Annotated in this window: 10 protein-coding genes; 2 read left to right on the forward strand and 8 right to left on the reverse strand. The window is 73.6% G+C overall.

The window, feature by feature from the left end; translation table 11 throughout:
• Positions 1-341: 341 nt before the first annotated feature.
• Positions 342-2,045, forward strand: coding sequence for an FG-GAP repeat domain-containing protein (locus ACIP5O_RS19565; protein ID WP_401294880.1), 1,704 nt, complete (start codon positions 342-344; stop codon positions 2,043-2,045).
• Between the two features lie 57 nt (positions 2,046-2,102).
• Here the strand turns inward: ACIP5O_RS19565 and ACIP5O_RS19570 are convergent, their stop codons facing one another.
• Positions 2,103-2,954, reverse strand: a complete 852-nt coding sequence (locus tag ACIP5O_RS19570) for a trans-aconitate 2-methyltransferase (RefSeq protein WP_401294882.1) — start codon at positions 2,952-2,954, stop codon at positions 2,103-2,105.
• A gap of 163 nt (positions 2,955-3,117) precedes the next feature.
• Between ACIP5O_RS19570 and ACIP5O_RS19575 the strand changes: the two genes are divergently transcribed.
• Positions 3,118-3,615, forward strand: coding sequence for a MarR family transcriptional regulator (locus ACIP5O_RS19575; protein ID WP_356544035.1), 498 nt, complete (start codon positions 3,118-3,120; stop codon positions 3,613-3,615).
• Here the strand turns inward: ACIP5O_RS19575 and ACIP5O_RS19580 are convergent.
• The 7 genes from ACIP5O_RS19580 to ACIP5O_RS19610 form a co-directional block, all read right to left on the reverse strand.
• A complete protein-coding gene (locus ACIP5O_RS19580) occupies positions 3,574-4,362 on the reverse strand; it encodes a LuxR C-terminal-related transcriptional regulator (protein WP_401294884.1) in 789 nt (262 codons plus the stop codon). The two genes, ACIP5O_RS19575 and ACIP5O_RS19580, sit on opposite strands and share 42 nt — an antisense overlap.
• A gap of 258 nt (positions 4,363-4,620) precedes the next feature.
• Positions 4,621-5,760 (reverse strand): galactokinase, encoded by a 1,140-nt coding sequence (gene galK, locus ACIP5O_RS19585; RefSeq protein ID WP_401294886.1) that lies wholly within the window; start codon positions 5,758-5,760, stop codon positions 4,621-4,623.
• Positions 5,757-6,728 carry a UDP-glucose 4-epimerase GalE gene (gene galE, locus ACIP5O_RS19590; protein WP_401294888.1) on the reverse strand — a complete coding sequence of 324 codons (972 nt, stop codon included), beginning with the start codon at positions 6,726-6,728 and terminating at the stop codon, positions 5,757-5,759. Before galE ends, galK begins: the two co-directional genes overlap by 4 nt.
• On the reverse strand, positions 6,725-7,768 hold the full coding sequence (gene galT, locus ACIP5O_RS19595) for a galactose-1-phosphate uridylyltransferase (protein WP_401294890.1): 1,044 nt from the start codon (positions 7,766-7,768) through the stop codon (positions 6,725-6,727). The genes galE and galT overlap by 4 nt, the downstream gene beginning before the upstream one ends.
• A gap of 111 nt (positions 7,769-7,879) precedes the next feature.
• The gene (locus ACIP5O_RS19600; protein ID WP_401295239.1) at positions 7,880-8,563 is read right to left on the reverse strand and encodes a LuxR C-terminal-related transcriptional regulator; all 684 of its coding nucleotides are present in this window, start codon (positions 8,561-8,563) and stop codon (positions 7,880-7,882) included.
• Between the two features lie 217 nt (positions 8,564-8,780).
• Positions 8,781-10,586: a PQQ-binding-like beta-propeller repeat protein gene (locus ACIP5O_RS19605; RefSeq protein ID WP_401294892.1), complete on the reverse strand. Its 1,806-nt coding sequence runs from the start codon at positions 10,584-10,586 to the stop codon at positions 8,781-8,783.
• Positions 10,587-10,599: 13 nt separating this feature from the next.
• Entirely contained in the window at positions 10,600-12,453 is a 1,854-nt protein-coding gene (locus ACIP5O_RS19610) for a PQQ-binding-like beta-propeller repeat protein (protein WP_401294894.1), read from the reverse strand.
• Positions 12,454-12,490 lie beyond the last annotated feature (37 nt).

The following is a 12,490-nucleotide window of genomic DNA, read 5'->3' on the forward strand; positions in this document are numbered from 1 at the left end:
GCCGGAGGCCGCGGCGACCGGGGAGCGAGAGGCCGGGGGGCCGGAGGCCGCGGCGACCGGGGAGCGACGGGCCGGGGGGCCGGAGGCCGCGGCGACCGGGGAGCGACGGGCCGGGGGGCCGGAGGCCGGGAAGGGCCGGAGAAGGGGTGGGCCCGGCAGTCGGAGGGGGTCTCTGGTTGCCGGGCGTATTCGTTGATGCCCTGTCGTTCCCACGGGATATGCTCCTGCCACAACCGGGAGGGTGTTCGCCTCCCGCACGCGCTTTCGGCGTGCGGACGTGTCGCAGAGCCCCGCCCCGGTCCACCGTCATTCTGATCCCTGGGGGGGATCTCTTGCGTTCTGTGTCCTCCACGCGTGCGCGCCTCGCGGCCTGCACCGCTCTCGTCCTCTCCGCGGGCATGCTGCTCGCGACCCCGGCGTCGGCCGACCGGCCCTCGCCCCGTCCGTCCGTCGAGAAGCCGGCGCGCGACTTCGTCCCGCCGCCGGTCCTGGAGCGGCCGACGTCCGGCGCGGCCCGCGCGGACGCCGGGCGCACCAACGGCGTCGGCGCCTCTCCGCAGCTGTCGGACTTCGACGGCGACGGGTACAGCGACCTGATCTTCCGCGGCTGGAACGGCAACCTCTACACCAACACCCCGTACAGCGAAGGACCCTTCCTCGGGGAGACCTACGAGCCCGTCAAGGACGTCGTCCCGATCGGCAACCAGGACGGGGACTCCAGCGGTCCCGAGGTCCTGACGCTCTCGACGCACGGTGCGCTCACCCTGTACGCGGACGCCTCGCCCACCGACGCGTCGTACGTCTGGCAGGGCCGCGGCTGGCAGATCTACAACAAGATCCTCGCGCCCGGCGACGTGAACGACGACGGCCGCGCGGACCTGCTGGCCCGCGACCACAACGGCGCCCTGTACCTGTACTACGCCACCGGCGACCGCAACGCGCCGTTCTCCGCGCGCGTGAAGGTCGGCGACGGCTGGAACACCTACGACCAGCTCCTCGGCATCGGCGACAACAACGGCGACGGCTGGGCCGACCTGCTCGCCCGCGACACCGCCGGCACCCTGTGGTCCTACGCCGGCCGGGGCGACAAGGCCCGCCCGTTCGCGACGCGGGTGCGGATCGGCAGCGGCTGGGGCACGTACAACCAGCTCTTCCCCGTCGGCGACGACAACAACGACGGCAACGGCGAGCTGGTCGCGCGCGACCAGAAGGGCACCCTCTGGTACTACACCGGCAAGGGCAACGGCACCTTCGCGGCCCGCCGCCAGATCGGCGAGACGGGCGGGTGGGACGGGATCCCGCAGTTCGGCGGCGCGGGCAACATCCCGGTGACCGGCGACAAGGAGGGCTTCCTGGCGCGGGACAAGGCCGGAACGCTGTTCTGGTACGGCAGCACGACCACCGGCAACGTCACCGGGCGTTCGCCGGCCAGCGACCCCGGCGAGTGGGCGGGGGTCAACTTCACGCACCTGTACACGCTGGACACGGACGGCACGTCCGACATCGCGCAGATCTTCCAGGGCGGCCTCTACGTCGCGGGCAACTACCTCGGCGGCGGCTGGGGCTCGTTCAACGCGCTCGTGGGCCCGGGCGACCTGTCCGGCGACGGCAAGGCCGACCTGCTGGGCCGGGACAAGTCCGGCGTCCTCTACCTGTACCGGGGCGACGGCTCGGGCACCGCGCTCGCCTCCCGGATCAAGGTCGGCTCCGGCTGGGGCGCGTACAACAAGATCGTCGGTACGGGCGACTACACGGGCGACGGCCGCGCGGACATCGTGGCCCGTACCTCGGGCGGCGACCTGTACCTGTACGCGGGCACCGGCAACGCCGGCTCCCCCTTCAAGGGCCGCGTCAAGATCGGCAGCGGCTGGAACACCTACACCCAGCTGATCGCGCCGGGCGACCTGAACGCCGACGGCAAGGGCGACCTCCTCGGCATCGCCTCCAACGGCGACCTCTACCGCTACCTGAACACCGCGCCGGGCGCGTTCTCGCCGCGGGTCAGGATCGGCCACGGCTTCGGCATCTACAACACCGCCTCGTAAGCGGCCCGCTGCCCACGGGCGCCCCGCACCGGAACACCGGTGCGGGGCGCCGCGCGTTCAGCCCTCCCCGTGCGTCCGGGCCGGCTTGCGGGCGACGGCGAAAATGCGGCGGAACGGGAAGACGGTCCCGTGCGGGCCGGGCGGGTAGGCCTCGCGCAGGAGGGCGCGGTACTGGCCGAGGAAGGCGTCGACCGCCTCCCGGTCGTCGCCGAGGGTGGTGAGGACGGGGCGGAGGGCGGTGCCCTTGACCCAGTCGAGGACGGGGTCCTCGCCCTGGAGGAGCTGGCAGTACGTGGTCTCCCAGACGTCCGCCTCGCAGCCGAGGTCGGTGAGGCGGGTGAGGTAGTCGGCGGTGTCGAGGACGTGGACGAAGCGGCGGCCCTGGTCGCCGAGGCGGGCGCGCCACTCGGGGGTGTCGCAGAGTTCGCCGAGCAGGGCGTGGCTGGGCGAGACGAAGTTGCCGGGGACCTGGAAGGCGAGGGTGCCGCCGGGGCGGAGCCCGTCGATCCAGGAGGCGAAGGACTCGGGGTGATCGGGGACCCATTGCAGGGCGGCGTTGGAGACGATCAGGTCGTAGGGTTCGTCCGGGACCCAGTGGGCCGCGTCGGCGCGCCGGAAGTCGATCCAGCCGCCTCCCCGGGTGGTCCCCGCCCAGTCCTTTTCGGCCCGTTCCAGCATTTCGGGCGAGAGGTCGAACCCGGTGATGTGCGCGTCGGTCCACCGGTCGGCGAGGAGGACCGTCACATTGCCGGGGCCGCAGCCGAGGTCGGCGACGCGGGCGGGCCGGTCCTGGGCCGGCAGGTGCGGTATTCGGGCGAGCAGGTCGAGGAAGGGCCGGGCGCGGTGTCCGGAGTGGCGGAGGTACTGCTGCGGATCCCAGGTTGGCGCGGCGGATTCCACGGAATGCATGTTCGAAGCCCCCTTGCTGGAACGAATGGCCGAAACGGAACGGTGTTCCGGCCGGGTCCCTTCCCCACCGCACGGGGAAATATATCTTGAGGACAAGAATCTTTAGGTAAAGAAACTTGACCCGAAGAGACTTTATGTCAACAGACCCTCTACACTGATCGTCATGGAGGACGAGGTCGACCGACTGGTCGCAGCATGGCGCCGCGAGCGCCCCGACCTCGACGTGGAACCGCTCGAGGTGCTCAGCCGCGTCTCGCGGCTCGCCCGGCACCTCGACCGCGCCCGTCGGCTCGCCTTCTCCGAGCACCAGCTGGAGCCCTGGGAGTTCGACGTCCTCACCTCGCTGCGCCGCGCCGGAGCGCCCTACCAGCTCTCCCCCGGCCAGCTCCTCACCCAGACCCTGGTCACCTCCGGGACCATGACCAACCGCATCGACCGGCTCACCAAGAAGGGCCTCGTCGAGCGGCTCCCCGACCCCAGCGACCGGCGCGGGGTCCTCGTCCGGCTCACCCCCGAGGGCCGCGACCGCGCCGACGAGGCGCTCGCCGGGCTCCTCGCCCAGGAGCGCGCCATCCTGGCCCGGCTCTCCGGCGGCCAGCGCGCCGAACTGGCCGCCCTGCTACGCCGGTTGACCGCCCCGTTCGACAACATCCCCGGCTAGCACGACCGAGGCGGCGGCCGCGGGCAGCGGTTCCGCGGGTCCCACGCCCGCGCGGCGGGCCAGGGCCACCGCCGCCAGGGTCGAGTGCACGCCCAGCTTCCCCAGCACGTTCTGCATGTGGGTGCGGACGGTGTGCGGGGACAGGAAGAGGCGCTCGGCGACCGCCTTGCGGCCCAGGCCCGCGACCATGCAGCGCAGCACCTCCCGCTCGCGCGGGGTCAGCGACTCCACCAGCCGCTCGCTGTCCGTGCGGTGCCTGCGGGCCGCCGTCAGCTCCCGCAGGACGCCCGTGAGCAGGGCGGGCGGCAGGTGCGTCTCGTCCCGCAGGACCCCCCGCACCACCGCCAGCAGCCGCTGGAGCGAACAGTCCTTCGCGACCCAGCCCGACGCCCCGGCCTGGAGGGCGAGCGCGGCCCGGTGCGGATCGTCCTTCTCCGCGAGGACGACGGTGCGGACGGCGGGCTGGACCCGGCGCACCCCCGCCACCAGGGAGATCCCGTCGACCGCGCCGTCGTCGGGCACCGCGCGGGCCGGGGCCGCCCCGGGCGGGCCCGCGCCCAGCTCGGCGTCGACGAGCAGCACGTCGAACCTGCGCCCCTCCGCCGCGCCGCGCTCCAGACAGCGCAGGGCCGCCGGGCCGCTGCCCGCCGCGGCGACGTCGACGTCCGGCTCGGCCGCGAGGGCGGCGGCCAGCGACTCGGCGAAGATCCGGTGGTCGTCCACCACCAGGACCCGGATACGGGCCACGGACACCCCCATGCGTCGAGGAACGGACCGGCGCGGGACGGCGCCGGAGGCGGGTCCGTCGTGGGCACGGCCGCCGCCGTGCGTGGATGGATACCCCGCTCACGGCGCCGTACCCGGCGGGCCTCGCCCCCTGAACGGCGCCGGCCCCCACCGGCGCTGCCCCTCAGGGTAGGGGCGGGGCGCCCCGGCGGGGGCCGAATCGCGGAACTGCCGCGAGCGGGCGGCCGGAAAGGGTTCCTCCGTGCCCGGAAGGGTTCCTCAGAGGCGGCGGGCGCCCGCCGAGGGGAGGGCCGGGAAGACGCCCGGCGCCGTGTGGCCGGCGGCGGTGAAGGCCTCCTCGACGGCGGCGGTGACCTTCTCCGCCCGGTCGGCCTCCACCAGGACGACGGCCGAGCCGCCGAAGCCGCCGCCGGTCATCCGGGCGCCGAGCGCCCCGGCCGCGTTCGCCGCCCCGACCACCAGGTCCAGTTCGGGGCAGGAGACCCGCAGGTCGTCCCGGAGGGAGGCGTGGCCCTCGGTGAGGACCGGGCCGATCGCCCGGGGGTCCCCGGCGTCGAGCAGCGCGATCGTCCGCTCCACGCGCGCGTTGTCCGAGACGACGTGGCGCACGTACCGCCGGACCTTCTCGTCGTCCAGCCGGGCGAGGACTTCGGGCAGGTGCGCCGCGTCGACCTCGCGCAGGGCGCGCACGCCGAGCGCCCGCGCGCCCGCCTCGCACCCGGCGCGCCGCTCGGCGTACGCGCCGTCCCCGAGCGCGTGCTTCACGCGGGTGTCGACGACGAGCAGCGTCAGTCCGTCGGCGGCCGGGTCGAAGGGGACCTGGCGGTACGACAGGTCCCGGGTGTCCAGGTGGAGGGCGTGGCCCTCCTCGGCGCAGGCGGAGGCCATCTGGTCCATGATCCCGCAGGGCACGCCGACGAAGGCGTTCTCGGCGCGCTGGGCGATCCGGGCCAGCTCCGGCCGGGAGAGGCCGAGCCCGAACAGGTCGTTCAGGGCGAGCGCGGTGACGACCTCCAGGGCGGCCGAGGAGGAGAGCCCGGCGCCGGTCGGCACGGTCGAGGCGAGGTGCACGTCGGCCCCGGTCACCGGGTGCCCGGCCTCCCGCAGCGCCCAGACGACCCCGGCGGGGTAGGCCGCCCAGCCGCCGCCGGAGAGCGGCTCCAGGGTCTCCGCGCCGAGTTGGACGACCCCGCCGTCGACGTCGGACGAGTGCAGCCGCAGGACGCCGTCGTCGCGGCGGGCGACGGCGGCGACGGCGGTGTGCGGCAGGGCGAGCGGCAGCACGAAGCCGCCGTTGAAGTCGGTGTACTCCCCGATGAGGTTGACCCGCCCGGGGGCCGCCCAGACCCCGTCGGGGGTCGTCCCGTAGAGGCTCTCGAATCCGGCCGCGACGCTCACGGGCGCTCTCCTTCCCCGCTCCGGGCGAAGGCCCAGGCGTCGGTGACGACGTCCGCCAGGTCGGGGCGGGAGGGGGTCCAGCCGAGCCGTTCGCGCGCGGTGTCGGCGGAGGCGACGAGGACGGCCGGGTCGCCGGGGCGGCGCGGGGCAACGACCTCGGGGACCGGGTGGCCGGTGACCTTCCGGACGGTCTCGATCACCTCGCGGACGGAGAAGCCGTTGCCGTTGCCCAGGTTGCAGATCAGGTGCTCGCCCGCCGTCACGGCGTCGAGGGCGAGCAGGTGGGCCTCGGCGAGGTCGGCGACGTGGATGTAGTCGCGGACGCAGGTGCCGTCCGGGGTCGGGTAGTCCTCGCCGTACACGGAGATCGCCTCGCGCCGGCCCAGGGCGACCTGGAGGACGAGCGGGATCAGGTGCGACTCGGGCTCGTGGCGCTCGCCGTACGGGCCGTACGCCCCGGCCACGTTGAAGTACCGCAGCGAGACGGCGGCCAGGCCGTGGGCGGTGCACTCGCCGCCGATCATGTGGTCCACGGCGAGCTTGCTCGCCCCGTAGGGGCTGGTGGGGGCGGTGGGGGCGGTCTCGCGGATCGGCACGGTCTCCGGCTCGCCGTAGGTGGCGGCGGTGGAGGAGAAGACGAGCCGGCGGACCCCGGCCGCGCGCAGGGCGGCGAGCAGGGCCATGGTGCCGCCGACGTTGTTCTCCCAGTACTTCTCCGGCTTGGCGACGGACTCGCCGACCTGGGAGGAGGCGGCGAAGTGCAGGACGGCGTCGTAGGAGCCGTCGAGCCACCGCGCGGCGTCCTGGACGCGTCCTTCGACGAACTCGGCGCCCTCGGGGACGGCTTCGGCGAAGCCGGTGGAGAGGTCGTCGAGGACGGTGACCCGGTGGCCCCGTTCCAGGAGGTGGGCGGCGACGACGCTGCCCACGTACCCCGCCCCGCCCGTCACCAGATACCTCTTGGTCATGCGCTTGCCACCTCTCGGAGTCGTCGGGCCGCGTCCTCGGGCCGTACGTCGTTCATGAAGGCGCCCATGCCGGACTCGGTGCCCGCGAGGAACTTGAGCCTGCCGGGGGCCCGCCGGACGGTGAAGAGCTCCAGGTGGAGCCCGAAGTCCTCCCGCCGCTCGTCGGTGAACGGCGCCTGGTGCCAGGCGGCGATGTAGGGGGTCGGCGGCTCGTCCGGGCCGAAGATCCGGTCGAAGCGCCTCAAGAGTTCCAGAAGGACCTGTGGGCACTCTGTGCGGGCCCCGCCGTCGAGGGCGAGCAGGTCGGGCACCCGCCGCTTGGGGTGCAGGTGCACCTCGTAGGGCCAGTGGGCGGCGTACGGCACGAAGGCGATCCAGTGGTCGGTCTCCAGGACCACCCGCTCGCCGTCGGTCCGCTCCCGGGCGACGACGTCGTCGAAGAGGTTCCGTCCGGTCGCCTCCCGGTGCGCGTCGATCCGGCGCCGCACGGCTGCCGTCCGGGGCGTCACGTAGGGGAAGGCGTAGATCTGGCCGTGGGCGTGGGGCAGGGTGACGCCGATCTCGGCGCCCCGGTTCTCGAAGCAGTAGACCTGCTCGACGCCGGGGAGGGCGGAGAGCGCGGCGGTGCGGTCGGTCCAGGCGTCGAGGACGAGGGCGGCCCGCTCCTCGGTGAGGTCGGCGAAGGAGTCCGTGTGGTCGTCGGTGAAGCAGACGACCTCGCAGCGGCCGACGCCGCCGGAGAGGGAGGGGAAGCGGTTCTCGAAGACCGCCACCTCGTAGCCCTTCTCGGGGATCTCGCTCTCGCGGCCGTCCCGGGAGGGGCAGAGCGGGCAGGCGTCGGCCGGCGGGAGATAGGTGCGGTCCTGCCGGTGGGAGGCGACGGTGACCGGGTCGCCGGTCAGCTCGTCGTACCGGATCTCGGAGCGGGAGACGACGCGGGTGAGGGGGCGGGGGTCGACGGCGTCGCGGACGGTGTCCTCGCGTGCGTCGTAGTAGATGAGTTCGCGCCCGTCGGCGAGCGTGGTGGCGGTCTTCTTCACGTGATGCCCTCCGGGCAGGACCAGCGCAATCAAACAGAACCACGCACAAAGAATCACATTCAAACATCGGCGTCAATGGCGAAACCCGCCCCGGCCTCGTCCGCACACCCCCTAGGAGCCATCCCGCGCGCGGGGGACCGCCCGGTCCAGGAGGCCCGTGCGGGCCGCCAGGGCCGCCGCCTCCAGCCGGGAGCCGACCCCCAGCTTCATCAGGACCCGCTGCACGTGCGTCCGGGCCGTGCTCGGCGCGATCCCCATCCCCCGCGCGATCAGCCGGGTGTCCTCCCCCTCCGCGACCCGCACGAGGACCTCCACCTCCCGCCGCGTCAGGAGCCGCAGCAGCCGCTGCCCCTCGTCGTCCGGCTGCTCCGAGGGGTGCAGCAGCTCCGCGAAGGCGCCCTGGAGGAGCTGCGGCGCCACCGCCGCCTCCCCCGCCCTGGCCTTCACCAGGGCCCGCTCGACCCCCTCGATGCGCTCGTCGTGGCGGACGTACCCGGACGCCCCGGCCGCGAACGCCGCCGCGATCCCGCGCGGCGACGGCACCGGGCCGAGCACCACCACGGCCACCTGCGGCCGCTCCCGCTTGATCCGCGCGACCGGGTCGAAGACCCCCGGCCCGTCCGGCGCCGCCGTGCCCAGGAGGCAGACCTCCGGCGCCCGGCTCACCACCAGCTCCGCCGCCCCCGCCACCGGCGCGGCCGCCGCGAGCACCCGGTGCCCGCGCAGCTTCAGCGCCGAGGCCAGCGCCTCCGCGTGCAGCCGGTGGTCGTCGACCACCACGAGGCGTACGCCCATCCCGGTCATTCCCCCCTCCTCCGAACCCGCCGGAGGTCCGGCGGGCCTGAACCCGGCAAGCTACACGCTCCCCCGCCCCGTATCCCGCCAATCCCGGACACAGGCCGCCCGAACGACGGACCGGGCGACGCGAGGGGCGGCGGCCCCGGGGCGCCGGAAACGGCCGACGGGCCCCTCCGGATCGCCGGAGGGGCCCGTCGGCCGTGCGGATCCGCCGTCAGCGCGGGACGGCGAAGGAGACCAGCAGGTACTCCTTGGGGCCGGTGTCCGACTCCCTGGGCTTGCTGACCAGCCGGTCCGAGATGAAGAACCGGCCGTCCCGGTACCGGAGTTCGGCACCGTTCAGGCTGAAGCTGCGCTCCGGGTTCCCGGTCGTCCGGTCCGCCGGGTTCTCCAGGAGCAGCGTCTCCTTCATGGTGGCCCCGTCGACCGAGACGATCCGGCCGCCCTTGTCGTACGGCGCCTCCTTGTAGGCGATGATGTTGGCGCCGTCCATCCGCATCGGGACGTAGGTGTACTTGTCGCCCGCGTCGGCCTTCTCCGGCGCCGTGCGCCCGGTGGCCAGGTCGAAGGCGATGATCTCGTTGGTCTCGTCGCCGTACTCGCCGCTGCTGCCCTCGTGCTCCTCGGTCGGCACGTACAGCTTGCCGTTGCCGACGAGCGCCTGCTCGCAGGACTCGACCTGGGTGGTGCGGCAGCGGGCCCCGTACTGCTCCGCGTCCGCCGTGATCTTCGCCTTCAGCTTCCCGGTCTTCTCGTCGATCGAGAAGAAGTCCGAGATGCCGCTGCCGTCGCCGGCGGTCTCGCCGACGTCGGCCGCGACGACCAGCGGCTTGGTGGAGACGACCGAGGCGTACTTGACGCCGGCCGGCATCTTGAACTGCGAGAGCGGCTTGCCCGACATCGGGTCGAGGTTCTGGACCAGCACGCTCGGGTTGTCGTACGTGCCGCACTTGCGGACCGCGACGAGGCCCTCGCCGCCGCCGTACCCCAGGTCGTAGCAGTGGTCGTCCTCGACCTTGGGCTTCCAGCGCGGGTTGCCGCCGGCGAGGTCGAAGGCCGCGCCGCCGTCGGTGCCGCCGGCCGCGACGGTCGTCCCGCTGAGCGTGACCTCGCTGAACCGCGCCTTGTCGTCGCCGACGGAGACCGCGTCGGACCACACCAGCTTGCCGGTGTTCAGGTCGACCACGCCGACCTGGGTGCACTGCTGGAAGTAGCGCGGCGCGACCCGCTTGGCGGCCTCGAAGAGGATCGGCACCTTGTTGTCGGCGCTGACGTGCCGCGAGGCGCCGCAGACCTGGCCGGTCAGTGGCAGCGTCCACAGGACGCCGCCCTTGTCCAGGTCGTAGGCGACCAGCGAGTTGAGCCCCGGCTTCACGAACGCCTTGTCGGTGATCCAGGAGCCGGAGACGTCGGTGACGTCCGGGACCTTCGGCTGGGCGACCGTGTAGGCCACCTTCGCCCCGGTGTCGGCGGGCGCCTTCTCCTTGCCGCCCCCGCCGCCCTTGCCGCCGGTGTCGCCGCCGCCCCCGGCCGTGGAGCCCTGCGCGGTGCCGTCGGGGCCCTTGGCCTCCCCGGGGCCGTCGCCGGAGTTGGCGTACCAGATGCCGAAGCCGACGATCAGGGCGATCGCGACGGCCGCCGCGATGACGATCTGGAGCTGCGCGGACAGCTTCTTGCCACCGCCGCCGGACGCCGGCGGGGCGGGCTGCTGGTACCCGCCGTACTGCGGCTGCTGGGGCTGCGTCGGGTAGCCGTACGGGGCCTGCGGCTGCTGCGGCTGCGTCGGGTAGCCGTACCCCTGGTCGGGCTGGGGAGGCCCGGGCTGCCCGGGGTAGCCGTACGGGGGCTGCTGCGGGTGGCCGTAGCCCTGGTCGGCCGGTTGCTGCTGCGGGTACCCGTAACCGGGCCCGGGCTGCTGCGGGTAGCCGTATCCGGGCTCCTGCGGCGGAGGCGTCGGGGCTCCGAAGCCGCCCTGCGGGTCCGGCGGCTGGTTCGGCGGGGGCGGGGGTGGCTGCGTCATCGGTCCGTGTACCTCACTTGCTGAAGGCCATCATCGTCTTGACCAGCTTCTCTTCCTTGTCGTTGGAGGCGGAGACGCGTCCGCTCGCCAGGACGAAGGTGCCGTTGCCGTAGGCGTAGGCCGCATCGTAGAAGCTGTTCTCGATCTCGGCGGTGGAGGCCGGGTGCTGGAGCAGGATCTTCGGCGCGCCGCCGGTCGGGGCGAGGGTGGCGACGGCGCCGCCCTTGCCGTACGCGGCCTCCACGTACAGCAGGACCTCGGAGCCCTCCATGCGCAGGGGCTTCATGGTCTGCTCGCCGGGGGCCTTGGAGCGCCACCTGGCCTTGCCGGTGTTCAGGTCGAAGGCGACGACCTCGTTGGGCGTGCCGTACTTGGTCTCGGTCGCCATGTAGAGGTTGTTCGCGTCGGCCGCGACGCCGGTGCAGCCCTGGAGGTTCTTGCCGAAGACGACGAAGCCGCCGCCGCACCGGGGGCCGAACTTGTCGTTCTTGCCGCCCTGGACGTTCGAGCGGAGCCTGCCGTCGGGGCGGAGCGAGAAGATGGCCCACTGCTCCGGCTCGCGCTGGCGGGCCGAGACGACCAGCGGGTCGACCGAGTAGACCTTGTCGATCTCCCAGTTCGCCTTCAACTGGTAGGTGTACTTGGGCTTTCCGGTGTTCGGGTCGACCTCGCCGATCGCCTGGACCTTCTTGGACGCGTCGCCCGAGGGGCAGTTCATGGCGGCGAACAGCTTCTTGCCGCCCGCGTAGGCGAAGGGCTTGCAGCCGGTGGTGGCGCCCTTGAAGAGCTGCCGGCCGTCGGTGAGGGAGAAGCCGTACGCGCTGCTGCTGCCGGCCGCGGTGAGGGTGTTGCCGCTGATGGCCAGGGTGTGGTCGGAGAAGGCGAAGAGGCCGGTGGGCTTGGGAATGGACTTCTTCCAGCCGGCCTTGCCGGTCTTGAGGTCGATCTGCTGGAGCTCGGTGCAGTCGGCGCCCTCCTTGGCGCTCTGCTGGTACCCGAAGGCCATGAGGCCGTCGGCGGAGGGCTCCGGCGGGGCCGCGCACAGGGGGAACGGCAGGTCGACGGTCCACTTCACGGCGCCGGTGTTCAGGTCGTAGCCCTGGACGCTCTTGTACATGGCCTTGACGACGGTGTCGCCGGCGATCCAGGGGCCGTGGACGTCGGCGCCGTTGCGGGGCAGGTCGACGGTGTTCTTGAGCAGCCAGTTCACCTTGGCCTCGCCGTCCTGGCGACCCGCGTTGAGGTCCTCGTCCCCGTTGCTCCCGTCGCCGGAGCCGTCGCCCTCGTCCACCGATGCGGTGGGCTCGGGGGCGCCCGAGGTCGGGGCGGCCGTGGCGGTGGGACCGGCCACCGGGTCCTTCTCGTCGTCCCCGCCGCCGACGACGGCCCAGGTCGTGACGGCGGCGACCAGGACGGCGGCGGCGGCCACACCCGCGACGAGGGCGGTCCGGTTCTTGGAGGGACCGCCGCCGGGCGGGGGCGGGGTCGGGGCGCCGGGGTAACCGGGCTGGGTCGGGTAGCCGCCGTAGGGATTCGGCTGCTGGCCGTACGGGCCGGGCTGCGGCTGTCCCTGCTGCGGGTAGCCGTAGGGCGGCGGCACCGGCTGCCCGTACGGGCCGGGCTGACCCGGCTGCTGACCCGGCTGCTGCGGGTAGCCGTACCCGGGCGCGGGCTGCTGCGGGGCCTGCCCGTAGGGGCCGGGCGCGGTCGGCGGGCCCTGCGGCGGGGCGGGCGGGACCGGCGGCGCCTGCGGCGGAACCGGAGGTACGGGCGGCTGCCCCGGCTGCGGGGACCGGCCCGAGGGCTGGTTCGGATCCTGAGGGGCTCCGAAGCCCCCCGGCGGCTGGTTGCTGGGCGGCTGCGTCATCGGCTGGTTCCCCCTAGGCGTGAACGGGTTTTCTTTC

It is taken from the genome of Streptomyces sp. NPDC088915 (genome assembly GCF_044749825.1).
Classification (GTDB): Bacteria; Actinomycetota; Actinomycetes; order Streptomycetales; family Streptomycetaceae; genus Streptomyces.

What these genes read in the sequence shown, in the direction of transcription:
- ACIP5O_RS19570 (WP_401294882.1), bottom strand. Translation starts at nt 2,954, where the DNA reads ATGCATTCCGTGGAATCCGCCGCGCCAACCTGGGATCCGCAGCAGTAC.
- ACIP5O_RS19575 (WP_356544035.1), top strand. Translation starts at nt 3,118, where the DNA reads ATGGAGGACGAGGTCGACCGACTGGTCGCAGCATGGCGCCGCGAGCGC.
- galE (WP_401294888.1), bottom strand. Translation starts at nt 6,728, where the DNA reads ATGACCAAGAGGTATCTGGTGACGGGCGGGGCGGGGTACGTGGGCAGC.
- ACIP5O_RS19600 (WP_401295239.1), bottom strand. Translation starts at nt 8,563, where the DNA reads ATGGGCGTACGCCTCGTGGTGGTCGACGACCACCGGCTGCACGCGGAG.
- ACIP5O_RS19605 (WP_401294892.1), bottom strand. Translation starts at nt 10,586, where the DNA reads ATGACGCAGCCACCCCCGCCCCCGCCGAACCAGCCGCCGGACCCGCAG.
- ACIP5O_RS19610 (WP_401294894.1), bottom strand. Translation starts at nt 12,453, where the DNA reads ATGACGCAGCCGCCCAGCAACCAGCCGCCGGGGGGCTTCGGAGCCCCT.